This window comes from Ensifer sp. LBL (genome assembly GCF_050435225.1).
In the GTDB taxonomy this organism is placed as follows: Bacteria; Pseudomonadota; Alphaproteobacteria; order Rhizobiales; family Rhizobiaceae; genus Ensifer.
The window spans coordinates 270,366-290,822 of the sequence record NZ_JBNDJY010000006.1; the positions used below are offsets into that span (position 1 = coordinate 270,366).

At 63.7% G+C, this 20,457-nt stretch carries 20 protein-coding genes; 6 read left to right on the forward strand and 14 right to left on the reverse strand.

Translation table 11 applies throughout. The annotated features are described in order from the left end of the window. Positions 1–22 precede the first annotated feature (22 nt). The 5 genes from OKW20_RS24375 (at position 23) to bfr (ending at position 6,936) form a co-directional block, all read left to right on the forward strand. Positions 23–976: an ImuA family protein gene (locus OKW20_RS24375; RefSeq protein WP_429176346.1), complete on the forward strand. Its 954-nt coding sequence runs from the start codon at positions 23–25 to the stop codon at positions 974–976. Beyond that, positions 891–2,444 (forward strand): DNA polymerase Y family protein, encoded by a 1,554-nt coding sequence (locus OKW20_RS24380; protein ID WP_429176566.1) that lies wholly within the window; start codon positions 891–893, stop codon positions 2,442–2,444. The genes OKW20_RS24375 and OKW20_RS24380 overlap by 86 nt, the downstream gene beginning before the upstream one ends. Further along, a complete protein-coding gene (locus tag OKW20_RS24385; protein WP_429176349.1) occupies positions 2,441–5,809 on the forward strand; it encodes an error-prone DNA polymerase in 3,369 nt (1,122 codons plus the stop codon). The genes OKW20_RS24380 and OKW20_RS24385 overlap by 4 nt, the downstream gene beginning before the upstream one ends. 358 nt (positions 5,810–6,167) lie before the next feature. Further along, positions 6,168–6,479: a (2Fe-2S)-binding protein gene (locus OKW20_RS24390; RefSeq protein ID WP_034803108.1), complete on the forward strand. Its 312-nt coding sequence runs from the start codon at positions 6,168–6,170 to the stop codon at positions 6,477–6,479. After that, a complete protein-coding gene (bfr, locus tag OKW20_RS24395) occupies positions 6,445–6,936 on the forward strand; it encodes a bacterioferritin (protein WP_043620003.1) in 492 nt (163 codons plus the stop codon). The genes OKW20_RS24390 and bfr overlap by 35 nt, the downstream gene beginning before the upstream one ends. Positions 6,937–7,012: 76 nt before the next feature. Here bfr and OKW20_RS24400 read toward each other — a convergent pair whose 3' ends face one another. The 10 genes from OKW20_RS24400 to obgE form a co-directional block, all read right to left on the reverse strand. Then, positions 7,013–7,534: an RNA pyrophosphohydrolase gene (locus tag OKW20_RS24400; RefSeq protein WP_043620001.1), complete on the reverse strand. Its 522-nt coding sequence runs from the start codon at positions 7,532–7,534 to the stop codon at positions 7,013–7,015. 52 nt (positions 7,535–7,586) lie between these two features. Continuing rightward, complete coding sequence (locus OKW20_RS24405) at positions 7,587–8,801, reverse strand: divergent polysaccharide deacetylase family protein (RefSeq protein ID WP_429117085.1); 1,215 nt, start codon at positions 8,799–8,801, stop codon at positions 7,587–7,589. 245 nt (positions 8,802–9,046) lie between these two features. Then, positions 9,047–10,369 carry a S41 family peptidase gene (locus OKW20_RS24410; protein WP_043619997.1) on the reverse strand — a complete coding sequence of 441 codons (1,323 nt, stop codon included), beginning with the start codon at positions 10,367–10,369 and terminating at the stop codon, positions 9,047–9,049. Then, positions 10,359–11,756: a murein hydrolase activator EnvC family protein gene (locus OKW20_RS24415; RefSeq protein ID WP_246810891.1), complete on the reverse strand. Its 1,398-nt coding sequence runs from the start codon at positions 11,754–11,756 to the stop codon at positions 10,359–10,361. The genes OKW20_RS24410 and OKW20_RS24415 overlap by 11 nt, the downstream gene beginning before the upstream one ends. A gap of 159 nt (positions 11,757–11,915) precedes the next feature. After that, positions 11,916–12,398, reverse strand: coding sequence for a 23S rRNA (pseudouridine(1915)-N(3))-methyltransferase RlmH (gene rlmH / locus OKW20_RS24420; protein ID WP_429176354.1), 483 nt, complete (start codon positions 12,396–12,398; stop codon positions 11,916–11,918). 362 nt (positions 12,399–12,760) lie between these two features. Then, complete coding sequence (rsfS, locus tag OKW20_RS24425; RefSeq protein ID WP_043619991.1) at positions 12,761–13,192, reverse strand: ribosome silencing factor; 432 nt, start codon at positions 13,190–13,192, stop codon at positions 12,761–12,763. Positions 13,193–13,294: 102 nt separating this feature from the next. Further along, a complete protein-coding gene (locus tag OKW20_RS24430; protein WP_429176569.1) occupies positions 13,295–13,882 on the reverse strand; it encodes a nicotinate-nucleotide adenylyltransferase in 588 nt (195 codons plus the stop codon). Between the two features lie 37 nt (positions 13,883–13,919). Beyond that, positions 13,920–15,203, reverse strand: a complete 1,284-nt coding sequence (locus OKW20_RS24435) for a glutamate-5-semialdehyde dehydrogenase (protein WP_429176356.1) — start codon at positions 15,201–15,203, stop codon at positions 13,920–13,922. After that, the gene (gene proB / locus OKW20_RS24440; RefSeq protein ID WP_429117091.1) at positions 15,196–16,365 is read right to left on the reverse strand and encodes a glutamate 5-kinase; all 1,170 of its coding nucleotides are present in this window, start codon (positions 16,363–16,365) and stop codon (positions 15,196–15,198) included. Before proB ends, OKW20_RS24435 begins: the two co-directional genes overlap by 8 nt. Before the next feature lies 1 nt (position 16,366). Then, complete coding sequence (gene obgE, locus OKW20_RS24445) at positions 16,367–17,389, reverse strand: GTPase ObgE (RefSeq protein ID WP_043619985.1); 1,023 nt, start codon at positions 17,387–17,389, stop codon at positions 16,367–16,369. A gap of 136 nt (positions 17,390–17,525) precedes the next feature. Here obgE and OKW20_RS24450 point away from each other — a divergent pair, with 136 nt between their 5' ends. Further along, positions 17,526–18,386 carry an endonuclease/exonuclease/phosphatase family protein gene (locus OKW20_RS24450; protein ID WP_429176359.1) on the forward strand — a complete coding sequence of 287 codons (861 nt, stop codon included), beginning with the start codon at positions 17,526–17,528 and terminating at the stop codon, positions 18,384–18,386. Positions 18,387–18,429: 43 nt separating this feature from the next. On the opposite strand, the gene OKW20_RS24455 is transcribed toward OKW20_RS24450, so the two are convergent. The 4 genes from OKW20_RS24455 to rplU form a co-directional block, all read right to left on the reverse strand. Beyond that, positions 18,430–19,014, reverse strand: coding sequence for a GNAT family N-acetyltransferase (locus OKW20_RS24455; protein WP_043619981.1), 585 nt, complete (start codon positions 19,012–19,014; stop codon positions 18,430–18,432). After that, positions 19,011–19,643: a GNAT family N-acetyltransferase gene (locus OKW20_RS24460; protein ID WP_043619979.1), complete on the reverse strand. Its 633-nt coding sequence runs from the start codon at positions 19,641–19,643 to the stop codon at positions 19,011–19,013. Before OKW20_RS24460 ends, OKW20_RS24455 begins: the two co-directional genes overlap by 4 nt. Positions 19,644–19,769: 126 nt before the next feature. Next, positions 19,770–20,039 (reverse strand): 50S ribosomal protein L27, encoded by a 270-nt coding sequence (gene rpmA, locus OKW20_RS24465; RefSeq protein ID WP_043619976.1) that lies wholly within the window; start codon positions 20,037–20,039, stop codon positions 19,770–19,772. A gap of 33 nt (positions 20,040–20,072) precedes the next feature. Next, entirely contained in the window at positions 20,073–20,447 is a 375-nt protein-coding gene (gene rplU, locus OKW20_RS24470; protein ID WP_034802644.1) for a 50S ribosomal protein L21, read from the reverse strand. Between the last annotated feature and the right edge of the window lie 10 nt (positions 20,448–20,457).

The window sequence follows — 20,457 nt, forward strand, 5'->3', positions numbered from 1 at the left end:
ATACTGATGGGAGTTGACCGTCATGGCCGACACAGCCGTGCAGCGGGAGACGGTACTTTCGCTCCGAGAAACCATAGCCAGGATCGAAAACCGTCGGCTTCCGGGCGTCGTGCGCACCGCCAAGGCGGCCGATCCCGGCGGCTTCCGTCAGCGGGAAGAAGACGAGCCTGGCCGCAAGGCGCTGGCGCTTGGCGTTCCCGATCTGGACGATCTTCTCGAAGGCGGCCTGCCGCTCGAAGGCATGACGGAAATCCGCAATGCCGAGACGCGCGATGCGGGTGCTGCCGCCGGTTTTGCCGCAGCACTCGGCGTGCTCTGCCAACGGGCGCGGCTTGAAAAGGGCGAGCCGTCCGCCCCCGTTCTCTGGATCAGCCAGTCGATGGCTTCCACCGAGGCGGGCATGCCCTATGGGCTGGGTCTGAAGGCCTTTGGCCTCGATGTCCGCGGCCTCGTCTTCAGCCTGCCGCGCACGATAAAGGACGCGCTCTGGATCGCCGAGGCTGCACTTTCCGTGCCGAGCTTCTGTGCCGTCATCCTCGAAATTCGCGGCAACCCGGCTGCCCTGGCACTCAGCGAGAGCCGGCGCCTGCATGTGCGCTCGCGCGCCGGCCACGTCCCGCTTCTGCTTTTGCGCCAATCCGGACACGAGGAGGCGAGCAGCGCCTTCTTCCGCTTCCTCGTCGAGCCGGCGCCGGCGCGCGAGCGACCGCTACCGGATGGATCGATGCTTCGCGGCAGCATCGGCCATCCCGTCTTTCACGTCATTGCCGAGAAGAGCAGGGCTCCTGCGCCGCTCGGCTTCTTCCTGGAGTGGAACCCCCATGACCGCCGCCTTTACCCCGTCGAGCCCCTACCAGCCGCTGCTGCGGCAGATCCACAACCAGCGCATTCTGTCGCTCGCCTTTCCGCATCTTCCGGCCGATCGGGTCGCGCGCAAGCGCTGGGGGAACTCGTGGCTTTCCCGCGGGCGTCCTGAACACCCGCCCGTCGTCTTCGCCGACAAGGTGAAGAGCGCGATGCGTCTCGTTGCGCTCGATGGTTTTGCTGAAAGGCGTGGGTTTCATATCGGCCAGGGTGTCGCCGAAGCGCGGGCCATGTGTCCCGAGATCGACGTGCTGCCGGCCGATCCCGCCGCCGACCGGGCGCTGCTTGCAGGGCTGGCGGACTGGTGCAGCCGCTACACGCCGCTCGTCGCGCTTGATGGCGACAGCGGTCTCTTTCTCGACATCACCGGCTGCGCCCATCTTCTCGGCGGGGAAAAGGCGCTGCTCGACGATCTGCTCGCTCGCCTTTTCCATCTGGGCGTCGAGGCCCGGGCGGCGATCTCCTCGTCCGCCGGGCTCTCCTGGGCGGTGGCGCGTTTCGGCTCCGACGCTATCCTTGCCGAGGACGAGGCGGCGCGGGCGCTGGCGCCGTTGCCGATGGCAGCACTCCGGCTGCCGCGGGAAACGATCGAAACACTGGGCCGGGTCGGACTCAAGCAGATCGGCGACCTGATCGAGGCGCCGCGTGCGCCGCTTGCTCGCCGGTTCGGCGCAACCCTGCTTCTGCGTCTCGACCAGGCGCTCGGGCGCGAGGACGAGCCGCTGTCGCCACGGCTGCCGGTCGCAGCCCTTTCGGCAGAGCGGCGGCTCGGCGAGCCGGTCCAGGGTGAAGACGATATATTGGGCCTGACGGAAGAACTGGCACTGCGGCTGAAACCGGAGCTGGAGAAGCGCGGCGAGGGCGGACGCTTGTTCGAGCTTCTGCTTTTCCGCGTTGACGGTGCGGTCTTCCGCATCGCCGCCGGTACCTCCTCGCCGCTCAACGATCCGCGGCGTGTCGCCGGTCTTTTCCGCGAGCGCCTGCAGGCGGTGCACGACGATCTCGATGCCGGCTTCGGCTTTGAAATCCTCCGGCTTTCGGTGCCGAAGAGCGAAAAATACGAGGTGATGCAGGAGGATTTCTCCGGCACGCCGGATCGCGCGCGTCCGCTTGCCGCCTTCGCCGATCGGGTCATGGCGCGGTTCGGCGCAGAAAGCCTGATGGTGCCGGCGCTCTCGGAAAGCCATGTGCCGGAGCGGGCGGCAAGCTTCCGGCCGCTCACGGACCTGGCGCTGATCGGCAGGGCTGAGGAACCGGCGCAAAACATTCCGGTGACCCTGCTTGCGGCTGCCGCCCGGCCGCAGCGGCTCTTTCCAAGTCCCGAGCCGGTGGAGGCGGTGGCCGAGGTGCCGGAGGGGCCGCCGAGAAGCTTTCGCTGGCGGCGCACGCTGCACCGCATCGCGCGGGCCGAAGGGCCGGAGCGGATCGCCGGCGAATGGTGGCTCGATGGCGAGCCGGCGCTGGAACGCGACTATTTCCGGGTGGAGGACGATAGCGGCCGGCGGTTCTGGCTGTTTCGCGAGGGTCATTATGGCGCGAGCGCCCCGCCGCGCTGGTTCATGCATGGAGTCTTCGCATGAGCGACGTTGCTCCCTATTTCGAGATCGGCGCCTGGTCGAATTTCTCCTTCCTCGAAGGTGCCTCCCATCCGGGTGAGATGGTCGTTGCGGCGAGCCGCCTCGGTATTGGCGGCCTTGGCATTGCCGATCGCAACACGGTCGCCGGCGTGGTGCGCGCCCATGCGCAGGCCAAGGTGGAGAAGTCGGCCTTCCAGCCCGGTGCGCGGCTCTCCTTTGCCGAAGACCTGCCCGACGTGCTCGCCTACCCCCTAAACCGCCGCGGCTGGGGCAATCTCTGCAGGATGCTGAGTGCTGGAAACCTGCGCGCCAAGAAGGGTACCTGTACGCTCTACGAGACCGATCTCATCGAATGGGGCGAGGATTTGCTTCTCGCGGTGCTGCCGGGTCCTGTCATCGGTGCGCCGGAGGCAACCCTGCTTGCCGATTTCCTCAAGCGGCTGAAACCGCATTTGGGCGACCGGCTCTATCTGGCGCTGGTGCCGCGTTATGACGGCTTCGACCAGCTTGCCTTTGCCGGGCTCGCGACCATTGCCCGCCATGCGTCCGTCAAGCTCGTCGCCACCAACAGTCCGCTGTTCCATGCCGCCGATCGACGGCCGCTTGCCGATGTCGTCACCGCCATCCGCGAGCATGTGACGATCGCCTCGGCAGGCTATCGGCTGCACGCCAATGCCGAGCGGCATCTGAAGACGCCCGCCGAAATGGCGCGCATTTTTCGCGACTATCCGGAAGCGATCGCCAATACCGGACACTTCTTCGGACGGCTGAAGTTTTCGCTGTCGGACCTCGAATATCAATATCCGGATGAGAGCATTCCGGGCGAGACGCCGACGCAGACCCTGCGGCGGTTGACCATGGAAGGCGCACGCGAGCGGTATCCCGGTGAGATCCCCAAGAAGGTGTCGACGCAGATCGAGTACGAGCTCGAACTGATCGCCAGCAAGCGTTACGAGCCCTACTTCCTGACGGTGCGCAACATCATGCAGTTTGCGCGCAGCGTTCATATCCTGTGTCAGGGCCGCGGGTCGGCGGCGAATTCCACCGTCTGCTACTGCCTGGGCATCACCGAGGTCGACCCGTGTGAGACCACCCTGCTCTTCGATCGCTTCCTCTCGACCGAGCGCGACGAGCCTCCGGACATCGACGTCGATTTCGAGCACGAGAAGCGGGAAGAGGTGATCCAGCATATCTACCGCACCTACGGCAAGGAACATGCCGGGCTGACGGCCGCGGTCATCAGCTACCGGGCGCGCTCGGCCGGTCGCGAGACCGCCAAGGCCTTCGGCTTTTCCGAGGATGTGCAATCGGCGCTCGCCGGTTCTGTCTGGGGCTGGTCCGTCGCGGATCTCTCGGAGCGCGAGGCGCAGGCTGCCGGTCTCGATACGAAAGACCCGACGACGGTGAAGGTGCTCGACTACGCCACCGAGCTGATGAGTTTCCCGCGCCATCTCTCCCAGCATGTCGGCGGCTTTGTCATGACCCGCGACCGGCTCGACGAGGTGGTGCCGATCATGAACACGGCGATGCCCGACCGCTTCATGATCGAGTGGGACAAGGACGACCTCGACACGCTGAAGATCCTGAAGATCGATGTTCTGGCGCTCGGCATGCTGACCTGCATTGCCCGGGCATTTGGCCTGCTCGATCGGCATTACAATGAGCAGAAGAACCTGCATCAGCTCTTCAAGGATCATCAGGACGCCGTCTACGACATGATCTGCCGCGCCGATACGATCGGTGTCTTCCAGATCGAAAGCCGGGCGCAGATGAGCATGTTGCCGCGGCTGAAACCGCGTATCTTCTATGACCTCGTCATCGAGGTGGCGATCGTCCGGCCCGGACCGATCCAGGGAAACATGGTGCATCCCTATCTGAAACGCCGGGAGCAGCGGGATCGCAGGATTCCCATCGAGTATCCGAGCCCTGAATTAGAGGTCGTTTTGAAGCGGACGCTTGGCGTGCCGCTGTTCCAGGAGCAGGCGATGCAGATTGCCATCACCGCTGCCGGTTTCTCGCCCAGCGAGGCCGATCAGTTGCGGCGGGCGATGGCGACCTTCAAACGCACCGGCACCATTCATACCTTCCATGAAAAGATGATCGAGGGCATGGTCAGCAACAACTATCCGCGCGATTTTGCCGAGCGCTGCTTCAAGCAGATCGAAGGCTTCGGCGAATATGGTTTTCCCGAGAGCCATGCCGCGTCCTTCGCGCTGCTCGTTTATGTCTCCTCCTGGCTCAAGACCTATTATCCCGATGTCTTCTGCGCGGCGCTCCTGAACTCCCAGCCGATGGGCTTTTACGCGCCGGGGCAACTGGTGCGCGATGCGCGCGAGCATGGGGTCCGGGTGCTGCCCGTCGACATCAACCACTCGGTCTGGGATGCGGACCTTGAAGAGGGGGGCTTCGACAAGAGAGCCATCGAGCCGCGCCATCGCGAGATGCAGGATGTGATCAGGACGAAGAAGGCGATGCGTCTCGGCTTCGGCTCGATCAAAGGGCTGAAGCAGGAGGAGATCGAGGATAAGCTCGTCGCCAACCGGGGCGCCGGTTACGCAACGGTGCGCGATCTCTGGCTGCGCTCCGGCCTCTCCCGCTCCGCGCTCGAAAGGCTTGCCGACGCGGATGCCTTCCGCTCGATCGGGCTCGATCGTCGCAAGGCGCTCTGGGCGGTGAAGGCGCTCGATGAAAAAAGCGCTGCCGAGCGGCTGCCGCTCTTCGAGGGGGCTGCGAGAGAGGAGTTGCGGCCGGAACCGGCCATGATCCTGCCGGAGATGCTGGCGGGTGAGCAGGTGATCAACGACTATCGCTATCTCTCCTTCTCGCTGAAGGCGCATCCGGTTTCCTTCCTCAGAGATACGCTTGCCGCGCAGGGGATCGTCCAGAGCCGCATGCTTGCGACCGCCCCGGTCGGGCGGCGGGTGACCGTTGCCGGGCTGGTGCTCGTTCGCCAGCGCCCGGGTTCGGCCAAGGGCGTCATCTTCATGACGATCGAGGACGAGACCGGTGTTGCCAATGCGATCGTCTGGCCGAAGGTGTTTGCGACCTATCGGCCGGTGGTCATGGGTGCGCGTCTGGTCAAGATTCGCGGCCGGCTGCAGCGCGAAAGCAGCGTCATCCATGTGGTCGCCGAACACATCGAGGACATCACGCCGATGCTCGGGCTGCTGCGCAAGGAAGCGCGGCGGTTCGGCGCAAGCGAGCGTGCCGACGAGGCGCTGAGACCGACCGGTGACGCGCGCATGAAGCGGGCACAAGGCGACCAGCGCCTGCCGATGCCCCGCCACTCCGGCAGCAGTTCCAGCGATCCGGATCGGGCAACAGCCGAGGTGGCCGACGTGATGCCGAAGGGGCGCAATTTCCATTGAAAGGCTCCGGTTAGGCTTTGCCGCCTCTCAAGTGAGTGGGGCTGTCTGGTAAAGCGCTGCCGGGTCGCCGGAAGGATTCCATGGAATGCTTCCGGCGCAGGTCACGGGTAGGATTCCCGCGGTCGTGATAGAAGGTGTGTAAAAATGTCGCAGGCTGCGCGCCTCGTGACCCATTCAGGGTTTGCAAGATCAGTCGCTCAGGAATCTCTAAAATTCTGAAAAGGCGAAGTTTTTTGTCAAGTTTAGAGTCGTTCTAATCCACCCGCAACTTCCGCTCGCGGAGTTTTTAGTTGACACTAAATGTCCTGTTTTGCTTTATGCGCTGATACAGGGCGTTGCGTACGACAGGCGAGACGACATGCTGGTTTGCAGCTGCAATTTCATCACGGAAAAAGAGATCGAGGACACGATCATTGGTCTCCTCGACGAGGACTGTTGGCAGCTGATCGTGCCGGCGAAAGTCTACCACGCGATGGAAAAACGTGGCCGTTGCTGCGGCTGTTTCCCCAATGTCGTCGACATCATCATCCGCACCACCGAGCAATATCACGCGCACCGCGACTCGACGGACGCAGAGATATTTGATTTCATGACCCGCCTCAGACAATTCCACGACGACAACCGGAGGGCGGATCTTGAAAGGCGACAAAAAAGTCATCGAGCAGCTTAACGAAGCGCTCTATCTCGAACTCGGTGCCGTCAACCAGTATTGGCTGCATTACCGCCTCCTCGAAGACTGGGGCTATACGCTTCTCGCCAAGAAGGAGCGGGCCGAATCCATCGAGGAGATGCAGCATGCCGACAAACTCGTCGCGCGCATCATCTTCCTCGAAGGCCATCCCAACCTGCAGACGGTTGCGCCGCTGCGCATCGGCCAGAACGTCAAGGAAGTGCTGAAGGCGGACCTCGCAGGCGAATACGACGCCCGCACCGCCTACAAGAAATCCCGCGACATCTGTCATGCCGCCGGAGACTATGTCTCCATGAAGCTCTTCGAAGAGCTGCTCGCTGACGAGGAAGGCCATATCGACTTCCTCGAAACCCAGCTCGAGCTGCTCGACAAGATCGGCGAAGAGAAATACGGCCAGCTCAATGCGTCGCCTGCCAACGAGGCCGAAGCCGACTGAGCCTGGTGAAAGCCTAGTAATACAAAGGCCGGCGATCTCGCCGGCCTTTGTCGTTTCAGGCGCGGGCAGCGCCGGTTCACGGCGCCAGATGCGTAAAAGCCGCGACCACTTCCTCGTAGACCTTGCGCTTGAACGGCACGATTAGCTCCGGCAGGTCGCGCATCGGCTTCCATTCCCAGGCGTCGAATTCCGGTTCGTGCCCGCCCGGTGGCGGGTTGATGGCGATCTCGTTTTCCTCGCCTTCGAAGCGGAAGGCATACCAGCGCTGCGTCTGGCCGCGATACTTGCCCTTGAGGCCGATGCCGATCAGGTGTTCGGGCAGATCGTAGTTGATCCAACCGGGCGCTTCCGCAAGCAGCGAGACAGTGCTCATGCCGGTCTCTTCGTAAAGCTCGCGATAGGCCGCCTTCAGCGGATCTTCGTTCTTGTCGATGCCACCCTGCGGCATCTGCCATTGCTGCGGCGAGCCGTCATATTCGGAATTGCCGACGGCGATGCGATGGCCGGCCCAGACAAGGCCCGACCGGTTCAGCACCATCACGCCGACACAGGGGCGATAGGGAAGGTCGTCCGCCTTCAGTTTCTTGTCCTTGCTCATCGGCTGCCTCTTCTTTGCAAACGTCGATTGGTCCCATCGGGACGGCTTTAAGCTAGTTCTGTTGCGGATCCTTGACGAGCGCGGAAACGCCGACGATCTCGATGCCGCGGGCCTGCGCCTCGCTGACCCAGGAGGCAATCGCGCCGACGCTTTCGTCGAAGGCGGAAGCGACGCCGATGGCCGTCCCGTTACGGCGCGCGATGCGCTCGAGTTCGTCGAGCTTGCGCAGGATCGCGCCGCGGCTGAGTTCGCTGTCGAGCGTCAAGTCGGCAAAGCCGTGCGGCACGTCGAAGGCGCCGGCAACCTTGCCGGAAAGCGATTGCGCCGAAGTCCCGTCGTCGAGGAACAGCAGGCCGCGCTTGCCGAGATCGCGCATGACCGGCTCCAGCGCATCGGCATCGGACAGGAAGCGGCCGCCAAGATAATTCATGACGCCGGTATAGTTGGTGATCTCGGCGAGGTTGCGGTGCAGTTCCGCGAGGTTCTTCTTTTCGCTGAGGCCGACGCGCAGCGCATTGGGGCCGGGATCGTTGGCCGGATAGTCGAACGGCTCCATCGGCAATTGCAGCAGGATCTCGTGGCCGCTCCGGCGCGCTTCCTGCATCCAGCGCTGCAGGCTGTTTCCGGCCGTGGCAAAGCCGAGTGTCACCTCGCCCGGCAGGTCGCGGATCGCCTTCTGGGTTCCCGTCTGGCTGAGGCCGAGACCGCCGACGACAAGTGCGATGCGCGTGCCGCGCGCACCCGACCAGGGGCGTGCATATTGATCGAGCGGACGCAGACCGTCGGGGCCGATGATCGGCAGCCGCCCGGCGGGGCTTTCTTCCAGCAGGTCGTCATTGGGCATCGCCGCCATGCGCGGATCCTGGCCGCGGATCGGACCGACATTGATCAGTGCGGGGCCCTTGCCGTCGCGGCTGCGTGGCGAGAACGTCGTGACGGTGGAGCCGTCATCGGTGAGCGTGTGCTCGACATCGGCGCCGGAATAGGCCGTTCCCGGCGTCATCGTTCCGGAGCCGACGCCCGTCCGCCCGCTTTCCGGGTTGGATGCCTTGTCGCCCGCGCTCTTCGCCTTCTCGGCGGTTGCGACCGGCGACGCGGGATCACGCCGCAAACCGTCCGGCGAAAGCGTGTTCCAGGCGGAAAGGCCAATCACCGCGGCGATGCAAAGGCCGGCAAGAGAAAACCCGAGCAGCCGTCGGGGATTGCGCTTCGACGCTGGCTTGGCCCGCCGGTTCTGGCCGAGCGGTGCATTGAGATCAGTTCCCAAAACGGAGCCTCGGTCGAGCTGTGGGATGTTGCCGCTGGAGCGAGGCCGGCGCCAGGACGCGTGCCGATCCTCTCCCGTCGCACGCCGTATGCCTTCGAAGAATCAGTGGCCGCGGCAGCGCTTGCTAACCCTATAATTTAGTGGCGAAGGCTTGACCAGTGCATCGGCCGGCCCAGCCATGGGCCAAACGCAAAGCGCCGCATGTTCGGGTGAACATGCGGCGCTTTGTTTCGTGTCTGTCAGGCTTACTTCTTCAGCTGCGCCTGTTCGGGGCTCGCCGGGAAGGACGGGTCCGTCTTCTTGCCGCGCAGAAGGTCGAGCGCGTAGTTCAGCTGCAGGTCGTCCTTGGTTTCCGGCGGAACATAGGCGACCGAGCCGGAGCCTTCGTCGGTCTCGCTCTGGCCCTGGATGTGGCCGCGCAGATCGGACTCGCCCTGAGCCTCGACCTTGCCGAGCAGTTCCGGCGGAAGCGGCTGTTCGACCTTGATGTCAGGCGTGATGCCCGTGCCCTGGATCGATTTGCCCGACGGCGTGTAGTAGAGCGCGGTCGTCAGACGCAGTGCACCGGCTTCTCCGAGCGGGATGATCGTCTGGACCGAACCCTTGCCGAAGGAGCGGGTGCCGAGCACCGTTGCGCGCTTCAGGTCCTGCAGGGCGCCGGCGACGATTTCCGAAGCGGAGGCCGAGCCGCCGTTGACCAGCACGATCACCGGCTTGCCATCGGTCAGGTCGCCCGGCGTGGCGTTGAAGCGGCGGGTCTCGTCCGGGTTGCGGCCGCGGGTCGAAACGACCTCGCCGCGCTCCAGGAAGGCGTCGGAGACGTTGATCGCCTGGTCGAGCAGACCGCCCGGGTTGAGCCGCAGGTCGAGCACGTAGCCCTTCAGCTTGTCGGCCGGCACTTCCGCCTTGATCTTCTCGATGCCCTTCTTCAGGTCGTCATAGGTCTTTTCAGTGAAGGATATGACGCGCAGGTAGCCGACGTCGCCTTCGGTGCGGAACTTGACCGCGCGAACGGCGATGACGTCGCGCACGATCGTCAGTTCGATCGGCTTGTCCGCGCCCTTGCGCAGGATCGTCAGCTTGATCGGGGTGCCGATGGCGCCGCGCATCTTTTCGACCGCGTCCTCGAGCTTCAGGCCGCGAACGTCCGCACCGTCGATCTTGGAAATGAAGTCGCCGGCAAGCACGCCGGCGCGCGCTGCGGGCGTGTCGTCGATCGGGCTCGTGACCTTGACGAGGTCGTCTTCCATCGTCACTTCGATGCCGAGGCCGCCGAATTCACCGCGGGTCTGGGTGCGCATGTCCTCGGCGTCAGCCGAGTTCATGTAGCTCGAATGCGGGTCGAGCGAGGAAAGCATGCCGTTGATGGCGTTCTCGATCAACTTGTCGTCCTGCGGCGGCGTCACGTATTGCGCCCGCACGCGTTCGAAAACGTCGCCGAAGATTGCCAGTTCGCGGTAGGTCGAGGTGTTGGCAGCGACGGCCGGAACGACAGCCGAATAAACCACGCCCATCGCGGTCGCGCCCATCAGCGCCCCGACCAGAACAAGTGAAGCCCTACGTATCATTTCGCGCCTTTCCAACCTCTGCTGCGGTCCACCAAGGTCGGGAATCAACCGGTTTTCCGTCTTTTCGGAATTCAATGTAAAGCGTCGGCCGGTCCGTTTCCAGCGCCAAGGCCGCAGCGCTCGCCACTCTTTTTGCGCCCATCGTCGCCAGCGGTTCTCCGGCCACGACGAACTGCCCAGTCTGCACGCTCACCTTCTCCATCCCCGAAAGCACGACGTGATAGCCGTCGCCCGGGTTGAGAATGATCATCTGTCCATAACTGCGGAAATTGCCTGCATAGACGATCCAGCCATCTGACGGCGCGGTCACCAGCGCGCCGGGATTGGTTTCCAACATGATCCCTTGCAGGGAATGCCCCGTGCCGTCTGCATCGCCGAATTTGCGCAACAGCGATCCCGCAGCCGGATAGGCAAGCTTGTTCCTCAGCTCCGAAAACACATATGCGGGCGCAATGCGGTTTTTGTCAGGCACCGCGTTGCGGGCCAATTCCCGCGCCGCTTCGCGCTCGGCTTCGCTCATGCGCCGGCGTTCTTCCTCCTGGGCGCGCGCCGCCTCTGCAGCCTCGCGAACGGAGGAGATCTGATCCTCGAGCGAGCCGATCAGGCCCTGTAGATTGGTCGCCTGCGAGGCCAGTTCCTGCGCCTTGCGCTGCTCGGCGGCAAGCTCGGTGGCGCTCGACTGACGCAGCTTCTCCTTCTCGGCGACCAGCATCGACATGCGACGCTCTTCCTCGACATTGGCGGTCATTGCCGCCGTCAGGTCTTCGCGCTGCCGGTCGATGCCGGCGCGGATATCGGCGAGCGCCTTGAGGTCGGCCACCAGGTTTTCGGTTTCCTTGCGCAGGCCGGGCACGACGGCGCCAAGCAGGATGGCGCTGCGCACGGAGCCGAGCGCATCCTCGGGCGTCACCAGGATCGCCGGCGGCGGGTTGCGCCCCATCCGCTGCAGGGCGGCGAGCACTTCGGCAAGCACGCCACGGCGGGAGCGCAGCGAGCGGCGGACCGTATCTTCCTTGGTTCTCAGGTCGCTCAGCTTCTTCTCGCCGTCGACGATCTGCTGCTCGAGATCCTGGCGCTTCTTCGCGGACTCGACGATCGCGGCGCGCAGCGCCTCGTTGGTCTTGTCTATCTCGGCAATGGTTTCCGTCAGCGCATTGGCGCGCTCCTGGGAAAGCGTAATCGTCTTCGACAGCGCATCCAGTTCGCTGCGCGTGCTGTTGCGGCGAAGCGTGAGGTCGGCAGCGGGATCGGGCGGACCCTGTTCCTGACCGGTCGCGGCGGCGGCGGGCGGCGTGGCCTCCTGGGCGCTCGCCGGCAGGCCGATTGCAAGCGCAAGCGCAAAGGCCGCCGCTTTACGGGCAAGCCGTCCTGCGTCGTCTCTTCCCATGCCGAAAACGCTGGTCCTGCCTCGGGGCGTCATCCGTTGCGTGCGTCCATCCGAAAATATGAGGAAAAAACCTAATCTGATTTGGCGCGCACGACCAAGCATATTCTCGTTATCGCGGCGTGTAGCGGTTGCGGCTTCCGGCGCGGTAGTCCCGTTGCTTCAGACCCGATGATAGGGGTGACCGGAGAGAATGGTGACGGCGCGGTAAAGCTGTTCGGCGATCAGGATGCGCACGAGCTGGTGCGGCCATGTCATCTTCCCAAGGTTGAGCACCGCATCGGCGCGGGCGTGGAGGCTCGGATCGAGGCCATCGGCGCCACCGATCGCGACCATCAGGTCACGCTTGCCGCTGTCGCGGAATGTTCCGAGAAGCGATGCGAAGCCTTCCGAATCCAGCGCCTTGCCGCGTTCGTCCAAAAGCACGAGCAGGCTGCCTTCGGCCAGCGCCTTTTCGAGCTGTGCGGCTTCCTCGCGTTTGCGCGTCTCGGCGTTCGAAGCGCGGCTTTCGTTGACTTCGACGACGCGGGAAAGCTCAAGCCCGATCGCTGGACCGGCCTTGGAGAAGCGATCGAGATAACGGACCGCAAGATCCTTTTCCGGCCCCGCCTTGAGGCGGCCGACTGCGAAAAGTCCAATACGCATGACCTTGTCCGTCCTCGCTACTGCATGTTTCCTTTAATCGCAGCCGATTAAAGGAAACAGGAAGCGATTCAAAGTGCTACAGCGTCCTTTGCGCGTCCGATAAGACGCGCGGCGCTGTAGTGCTGCAACGCGCACTGCATAGTTCCTGAAATCGGGTCGATTCAAGGAAAATCTTATGCCGCGTTCCTGGAGCCTTGCAGCGCCGCTGCGCGCCTTGTCCGGTTGACGGGCCTGAAAGTTACGATCAGTCGCAACAAACATCCGGCTGACAACGCCGCCCAAGGCGGCGCCAGCCCTTCACATTCATGCATGACCGCAACTCGGCTCGTCCGGCATTTAGCTGCGCGGCGACCCGGTCGGTCTCAATGCAAGGTGCCGTCCTCGATCTCGGGAGCCGCCCACATCTTCTCGATGTTGTAGAACTCCCGGATTTCCGGCCGGAAGATGTGAACGATCACATCACCGGTGTCGATCAGCACCCAGTCACCACCTTCCAGACCTTCGACACGGGCATTGCCAAAGCCCCCGTCTTTCAGGTCGGTCGTCAGGTGATCGGCTATGGCCATCACATGCCTGTTCGATCGCCCGGAGACAACGACCATGAAGTCTCCCAGCGCCGACTTACCGGCAATGTTGATGCTGACGATGTCTTCTGCCTTCGAGTCCTCTAGGCTCTCGAGGACCAGTTGAAGCGCACGGACAGCGGCTTCGTCGCTAGATCCCGTGCTGCGCGGGAATGCGGTAATCGCATATCCCTTGGCGTGTGCTGTTGTCAGGGTCTTTCCTTTCCACATGAACAGAACAGGCACTTTCGATTCGAACAAAGATCGAACCGTCCATGAATGTAGGCATCAAACCGTAGCTGTTTCAAGACAGCAGAACTGAATCCCAGGAAATCATACTCCACCGGCGGCGCGCAGCGCCGTCGAGCTCATCGATGAGCGCGGTCCATGGATGAAGGTCCAGGCGGGCGCGCGGTGGAAGGGGAGGCGCCGCGCATCGTCCTCGTCGATGCGGGCATAGTCGAAGGTTTTCGCCATGCGCGAGGAGAGATAGGCGAGCGTCGAGCCCGGCCGATCAATGACGGCGATCGGGAAGGTGCGGGCGATCTTCTGCCAGTTCTGCCAGCGGTGGAAACTTTTCAGGTTGTCGGCGCCCATGATCCAGACGAAGCGAATGTCGCGGTTGCGCGCCTGCACGATCTCGAGCGTGCGGGCGGTATAGCTCTGCCCAAGCGCCTTTTCGAAAGCGGTCACCTTGATGCGCGGGTTACGCGCGATCTCCTCGCTCATGGCGATGCGGTCGGCAAGCGGCGCCAGATTGTTGTGGTCTTTCAGCGGATTGCCGGGCGTGACCATCCACCAGAGCTGGTCGAGCCCGAGCCGCTGGATCGCGGTGTCGGCAACAAGCACATGGCCTTCATGCGGCGGATTGAAGGATCCGCCGAAAAGGCCGACCACCATGCCGTCTTCGACATGGGGCATGCGCAGGTAGCGGGCGTTGACCTTGCCCGCCGTCACCTCAGGGCCTGACCTGTCCAGCACCACGCACCCGATACTTGAAGGAGGTCAACTGTTCGACGCCGACCGGGCCGCGCGCATGCATCTTGCCCGTGGCGATGCCGATCTCGCCGCCCATGCCGAATTCGCCGCCATCGGCAAACTGGGTCGAGGCGTTGTGCAAGAGGATCGCGGAATCGATTTCCGAGAAGAAGCGCTCGACGACCTCCGGGTCTTCGGCAATCACCGCTTCCGTATGCGCCGATGACCAGGTGCTGATGTGTTCGATGGCACCCGAAATGCCGTCAACCAGCTTCACCGAGATGATGGCGTCGAGATATTCCGTCGCCCAGTCCTCGTCCTTGGCGGCCTTCAACCCGTCGACGGTGCCTGCGAGTTCGTCGGAGACGCGCACTTCGCAGCCCGCTGCCAGCAGCGCGTTCAGCAACGGCTTGACCAGCCGGTCGGCGTCGTTGCGGTCGATCAGCAGCGTTTCGGCAGCACCGCAGATACCGGTGCGGCGCATCTTGGCGTTGACGACGATTTTTTCCGCCATGGCGAGAGCGGCCGAGGCGTCGACATAGATGTGGCAGAGCCCTTCGAGATGGGCAAAGACCGGCACCCGCGCCTCGTTCTGCACGCGAGCCACCAGGCTCTTGCCGCCGCGGGGAACGATGACGTCGATCGTGCCGCCAAGACCCGAAAGCATGGCGCCGACGGCGGCGCGGTCGGCGACCGGGACCATCTGGATCGCATGTTCGGGCAGACCGGCGGCCTTCAGCCCCTCGACTAGACAGGCGTGGATAGCGCCCGAAGAATGGAAGCTGTCGGACCCGCCCCGCAAGATCACGGCATTGCCGGCCTTGAGGCAGAGCGCGCCGGCGTCAGCCGTCACGTTGGGCCGGCTTTCATAGATGACGCCGATGACGCCGAGCGGCGTGCGCACGCGCTCGATATGCAGTCCGTTCGGGCGATCCCATTCGGCAATGACGTCACCGACCGGATCCTTGAACTCGGCAATCGCACGAATGCCGCTCGCCATGTCGCGGATGCGGCTTTCGCTCAGCGTCAGGCGATCGATGAAAGAGGCGGCAACGCCGCTTTCGCGGGCGTTTTCAAGGTCGATCGCATTGGCGGCCAGGATTGCGTCCGTGCGGGCGACGACCGCGTCGGCCATGGCGATCAGTGCGGCGTGCTTGCGTTCGGCGCTGGCGATGGCGAGCGGTCGGCTGGCGGCCTTGGCGTTGCGGCCGATCTCCAGCATGACGCTTTCGACGTCTTGCCTGTTCTTCACCTCGTCAAGCATGGACTTCATCCTTCCGGCTACCCTCGGCCTCAGCGCGTTTTCCGGTCATCACCATATCGTCGCGGTGCACCATGGCGGCGCGGCCGGCATAGCCGAGGATCGCGGCGATCTCGGCCGATTTCTTGCCGGCGATCTGGCGGGCCTCGTCGGCATCGTAGCCGGCAAGACCACGGGCGATCTCGCGGCCGGAAGTGCCGAGAATGGCGATCGTGTCGCCGCGGCTGAAGCTGCCCGTCACGTCACGGACGCCGGCCGGCAGCAGGCTCTTGCCCGAGCGCAACGCCTCTTCGGCGCCGGCATCGACGCGGAGCGTTCCGGCCGGCAGCAATTGCCCGGCAATCCAGGTCTTGCGCGCCGTTACCGGCGACCCTGATGGTGCGAACCAGGACGAGCGGGCACCGTCTTCGATCGCCGCAAGCGGATGATCGGGCTTGCCCGATGCGATGATCATGGCGCAGCCGGCGGTCGTGGCGATCTTGCCGGCATCGATCTTGGTGCGCATGCCGCCGCGCGAAAGCTCGGATGCCGCACCACCGGCCATCGCCTCGATTTCGGGCGTGATCTCGGCGATCGTTTCGAGGAACCGGGCGTTGGGGTCGAGATGCGGCGGGGCCGTGTAGAGCCCGTCGATATCGGAGAGCAGCACCAGCAAATCGGCGCCGACCATGGTGGCGACGCGGGCGGCGAGGCGATCGTTGTCGCCATAGCGGATTTCGGTGGTGGCGACCGTATCGTTCTCGTTGATGATCGGCACGGCGCCGAGCTTCAGCAACTGGTTGATGGTGGCGCGGGCGTTCAAATACCGGCGGCGTTCTTCCGTGTCGCCCAGCGTCAAAAGCACCTGACCGGCGACGATGGCGTCGGTCGAAAGGCTCTCCGACCAGGCACGCGCCAGCGCGATCTGGCCGACGGCGGCGGCGGCCTGACTCTCCTCCAGCTTCAGGGCACCTGCCGGCAGGTTGAGCACGGTGCGACCGAGCGCGATTGCGCCCGAGGAGACGACCAGCACTTCGACGCCCTTGGCCTTGAGGCCGGCGATGTCAGCGCACATGGCGTCGAGCCAGGCCTTCTTCAGCCCGGTGGCGCGGTCGACCAGCAATGCCGACCCGATCTTGATGACGACCCGGCGATACTTCAAAAGCGGCTTGCGGGTCTTGGTCATCTCAGAGGTTCTCCTCGCCGAAGCCTTCACCAGCCTTGGCGGCGACGATGACGCTGCGCAATGCCCGCAGCGCTTCGGTCATGCCCTTGCCGACCGCGGCGGACAGCAGCAGGGGCTGCTCTCCACAGGCCTTCGCCAGCGCCTTGGCTTTTACCTTCAGCTCGTCCTCGTCGAGCACGTCGATCTGCGACAGTGCGACGATCTGCGGCTTGTCTTCGAGGCCGCCGCCATAGGCTTCGAGCTCGTGCCTGACGGTCTTATAGGCCTTGGCGACATCTTCTTCCTGGGCGGAGACGAGATGGAGCAGCACGCGGGTGCGCTCGACATGGCCGAGGAAACGGTCGCCGATGCCCACACCCTCATGCGCGCCTTCGATGAGGCCCGGAATGTCGGCGATGATGAACTCGTTGCCGTCGATGGTGGCGACGCCGAGATTGGGATGCAGCGTCGTGAACGGATAGTTGGCGATCTTCGGCCGCGCGCGGGTGCAGGCGGCAAGGAAGGTCGACTTGCCGGCATTCGGCAGCCCGACGAGACCGGCATCGGCGATCAGCTTCAGCCGCAGCCACAGCGTCTTCTCGTCACCTTCGAGGCCGGGATTGGCCCAGTTCGGCGCCTGGTTGGTCGAAGACCTGAAATGAGCGTTGCCGAAGCCGCCGTTGCCGCCGGCGGCCAACCGGTAGCGCTGGCCTTCGGCAACCATGTCGACGATCAAGGTCTCGTTGTCTTCTTCGAAGATCTGGGTGCCGACCGGTACCTTCAGCGTCACGTCGTCGCCGCCGGCGCCGGTGCGGTTGCGGCCCATGCCGTGCTGGCCGGTCTTGGCCTTGAAGTGCTGCTGGTAGCGGAAGTCGATGAGGGTGTTGAGGCCGTTGACGGCCTCCACCCAGACATCGCCGCCACGGCCGCCGTCGCCGCCGTCCGGTCCGCCGAACTCGATGAACTTCTCGCGCCGGAACGAGACGGCGCCTGCGCCACCGTCGCCGGAGCGGATATAGACTTTCGTTTCGTCGAGAAATTTCATTGGGCTGCCATCTGGTTCGGTGTAAGTGCGTGGTCTTAGAAAGTGTTACAGCGACCTTTGCAGGTCCTAAAGGATGCACGGCGCTGTAATTTGCCGCCATCGATATAGGCGGTTTATTCGGAGGTCAAAGAATATCGTGCGGTTCGTCAGCTACAACATCCAATACGGCATCGGCCTCGACGGCCACTTTGATCCCGAACGTATCGCCGCTTCGATCGGGGACGCCGACATCATTGCGCTTCAGGAAGTGACGCGTGGCTTTCACCGCAACGGCCATGTCGATCTCGTCACCCGCTTCGAAAAGCTGTTTCCCGGCCATTTCTCCGCCTTCCATGCGCCCTGCGACATCGACATCGGTTCGGCGATCGAGGATGGACGCGCCGTCAGTCGCCGCTTCCAGTTCGGCAACATGATCCTGTCGCGCTGGCCAATCCTTGCGACGAGGCTCATCCCCTTGCCGCGCACCCGCACGATCAGCCCGATGAACCTGCAGCGCGGGGCGACTGAAGCGCTGATCGTGACCCCCGCTGGTCCGCTTCGGGTCTATTCCGTGCATCTCGATCACGTGCTGCCGGCCGAACGCATCGCCCAGATCCGCCACCTGAAGGATCGGCTGCTCGGTTATCCGCTCGAAGGCGGCGCGATCACCGGGGCAGCCGACTTCGGCCTTGCCGAGCCGCCGCACCCCGAAGATTTCGTCGTCATGGGCGACTTCAACATGCAGCCGGAGAGCCCGGAATATTGCGCCATGGCCGGTTCGCGCGACGCCTTCTACGGCCGCTCGCTTCGACTTGAAAACCCGGTCGATGCGCTCGCCCATCTCGGCCGTCTGACACCGGAAAGCTATAGCTGGATCCATCCCGAAAACCCCGAAAAACGCATGCATCTCGACTATTGTTTCGTAAGCGCGGGCCTTGCGTCCCGTCTCACCGATGCCTGGACCGACTATGAAGCCAAGGGTTCCGACCACCTGCCTGTCGGTTTCACGCTCGCATGACAGAAAAAGTCCCCGCGAAGCCAGAGCTTCGCGGGGATGTTCTTCAGTGCGGTCGGCGCAGATCGGCGGCGGTCAGCCGAGTCTCGATATGGGCAACCATGGCGTTGCGCGCGAGCGCATAGACCTGGGTGCAGCCGGTGATCTGGAAGCCGATCTTCTCCTGCACCTTCAGCGATCCCGGATTGTCGGCAAAAACGCCGGAATGCAGGGTCGTTTCGGGCATGCGACGGAAGAAGCGCTCGACGGCCGCATAGGCCGCCTCAGAGGCAAAGCCCTTGCCCCAGTAGAAGCGGTTCAGCCAGTAGCCGACGTGCCATTGGCCGTGACGGAGCTCGATGCCGACGCAGCCGATATGCACGTCGTCACCGGTGGTGACGGCGAAGGTCCAGTCGGGCGTCAGCCCCGAGGTCTGCGCCGTCAACCAGTCGAGCGCGTCCTGCTGATCGTAGGGTGCCGGAACGCGCGCCAGCATGCGCGCCACCTGGAAATCACCGAGCGACTGGGCGATCGCCTCGGCGTCGTTGCGTCGGTGCGGGCGCAGGACCAGGCGCTTGGTCTCGATGACCGGGCAGGGGCCGGGACCGGGGCGAGCAACGACCCGCTGGCGTTCGGAAGCGAGCGCGTTCATCGCATGCCTCCCCAGCTTCTCAAGGAGACCCAGGTCTTGCGGTCGAGCCGGTACCATTCGACTGATATCGAGCCGCCGAGTGCCAGGCTGCCGACCATGCCGCTTCCCTGGAACTGGAAGCCGCACTTCTGGATGACCCGGCGCGACGCGAGGTTCATGACGCGGCAGCGCGCATCGATCTGGTCGATGTCGCGGGTGCGGAAGGCCATGTCGGTCAGGACCTGGGCCGCCTCGGTGGCATAGCCCTGGTTCCAGTAAGGCTCGCCCAGCCAGTAGCCGAGTTCCGCCGTCTTGCCATCGGGATGCGGCTCGATACCGCAGCAACCGAGAAATGCGCCATTGTCCGCTTTGGTAATCGCGTAGACGCACTTGCCAATCGTGCCGGCTTTCGCGCGTCGCACGAAGTCGGCGGCGTCGGCCGTCGTATACGGGTGCGGCATGCGCGAGACCATGGTCGCGACATTGGCATTGTTGGCAAGATGGGCAAGGGCGTCGATATCGTCTTCATGGGGCGCGCGCAGAACGAGCCGGGGTGACAACAATATCGGGCAATCGGTCCTTGACCGTTGGGGCCGCAGCCTCTGCTCGGGAGACCGGGATTGGTCTTCCCTCAACAACTCGGTTTGCATGGTTTCCTCCAGAAACGAAAAAGGGGAGTTGGGTATTGCCCCATCTCCCCTTTGAAGTCTGGCTTGGAACCATCAGGTGCGTCAGCCGGGTCGATGAGACGCCGGCTGTTTTAGAGCGCTACCGGCTTATTCCGCTGCTTCGGCTTTCGGCATTACAGACACGTACACGCGGCCATTGGCCTTCGTACGGAAGTTCACGTTGCCGGCCGTAAGTGCAAAAATCGTGTGGTCCTTACCGAGGCCGACATTGGCGCCCGGATGCCACTTGGTGCCGCGCTGACGCAGAATAATGTTGCCGGCGATGACCTGCTCGCCGCCGAACTTCTTCACGCCAAGGCGCTTGGACTCAGAATCGCGACCGTTACGCGACGAACCGCCAGCTTTTTTGTGTGCCATTGGTGTTCTCCTTTAAACCTTAGATCCAGGAACTCAGTTTGCAGCGGCTTCAGCGGCAGCTTCAGACTTCTTCGAAGCCTTCTTTGCCTTGCCACCGGCAGCAGCGATGTCCAGGATGCGGACGGTCGTCTGGTGCTGGCGGTGACCGCGCGAGCGCTTGGAGTTCTGGCGGCGACGCTTCTTGAAGGCGATGACCTTCTTGGCGCGACCCTGCTCAACAACTTCAGCGCTGACTACGGCGCCTTCAACGAACGGAGCACCGATGGTTGCATCGGCGCCAACGCCGACCATCAGGATCTCGGTGAATTCGATCTTGTCGCCTGCAACGCCTTCCAGCTTTTCGATGGTGAGGACGTCGTTGGCGGCCACGCGGTACTGCTTACCGCCGGTCTTGATGACTGCGAACATTTTTTATCCT

What these genes read in the sequence shown, in the direction of transcription:
- proB (WP_429117091.1), bottom strand. Translation starts at nt 16,365, where the DNA reads ATGACCAAGACCCGCAAGCCGCTTTTGAAGTATCGCCGGGTCGTCATC.
- OKW20_RS24385 (WP_429176349.1), top strand. Translation starts at nt 2,441, where the DNA reads ATGAGCGACGTTGCTCCCTATTTCGAGATCGGCGCCTGGTCGAATTTC.
- rsfS (WP_043619991.1), bottom strand. Translation starts at nt 13,192, where the DNA reads ATGTGGAAAGGAAAGACCCTGACAACAGCACACGCCAAGGGATATGCG.
- OKW20_RS24375 (WP_429176346.1), top strand. Translation starts at nt 23, where the DNA reads ATGGCCGACACAGCCGTGCAGCGGGAGACGGTACTTTCGCTCCGAGAA.
- OKW20_RS24460 (WP_043619979.1), bottom strand. Translation starts at nt 19,643, where the DNA reads ATGCAAACCGAGTTGTTGAGGGAAGACCAATCCCGGTCTCCCGAGCAG.
- OKW20_RS24435 (WP_429176356.1), bottom strand. Translation starts at nt 15,203, where the DNA reads ATGCTTGACGAGGTGAAGAACAGGCAAGACGTCGAAAGCGTCATGCTG.
- OKW20_RS24390 (WP_034803108.1), top strand. Translation starts at nt 6,168, where the DNA reads ATGCTGGTTTGCAGCTGCAATTTCATCACGGAAAAAGAGATCGAGGAC.
- OKW20_RS24455 (WP_043619981.1), bottom strand. Translation starts at nt 19,014, where the DNA reads ATGAACGCGCTCGCTTCCGAACGCCAGCGGGTCGTTGCTCGCCCCGGT.
- OKW20_RS24410 (WP_043619997.1), bottom strand. Translation starts at nt 10,369, where the DNA reads ATGATACGTAGGGCTTCACTTGTTCTGGTCGGGGCGCTGATGGGCGCG.
- OKW20_RS24430 (WP_429176569.1), bottom strand. Translation starts at nt 13,882, where the DNA reads ATGCCCCATGTCGAAGACGGCATGGTGGTCGGCCTTTTCGGCGGATCC.
- OKW20_RS24415 (WP_246810891.1), bottom strand. Translation starts at nt 11,756, where the DNA reads ATGGGAAGAGACGACGCAGGACGGCTTGCCCGTAAAGCGGCGGCCTTT.
- rpmA (WP_043619976.1), bottom strand. Translation starts at nt 20,039, where the DNA reads ATGGCACACAAAAAAGCTGGCGGTTCGTCGCGTAACGGTCGCGATTCT.
- obgE (WP_043619985.1), bottom strand. Translation starts at nt 17,389, where the DNA reads ATGAAATTTCTCGACGAAACGAAAGTCTATATCCGCTCCGGCGACGGT.
- rlmH (WP_429176354.1), bottom strand. Translation starts at nt 12,398, where the DNA reads ATGCGTATTGGACTTTTCGCAGTCGGCCGCCTCAAGGCGGGGCCGGAA.
- OKW20_RS24400 (WP_043620001.1), bottom strand. Translation starts at nt 7,534, where the DNA reads ATGAGCAAGGACAAGAAACTGAAGGCGGACGACCTTCCCTATCGCCCC.
- rplU (WP_034802644.1), bottom strand. Translation starts at nt 20,447, where the DNA reads ATGTTCGCAGTCATCAAGACCGGCGGTAAGCAGTACCGCGTGGCCGCC.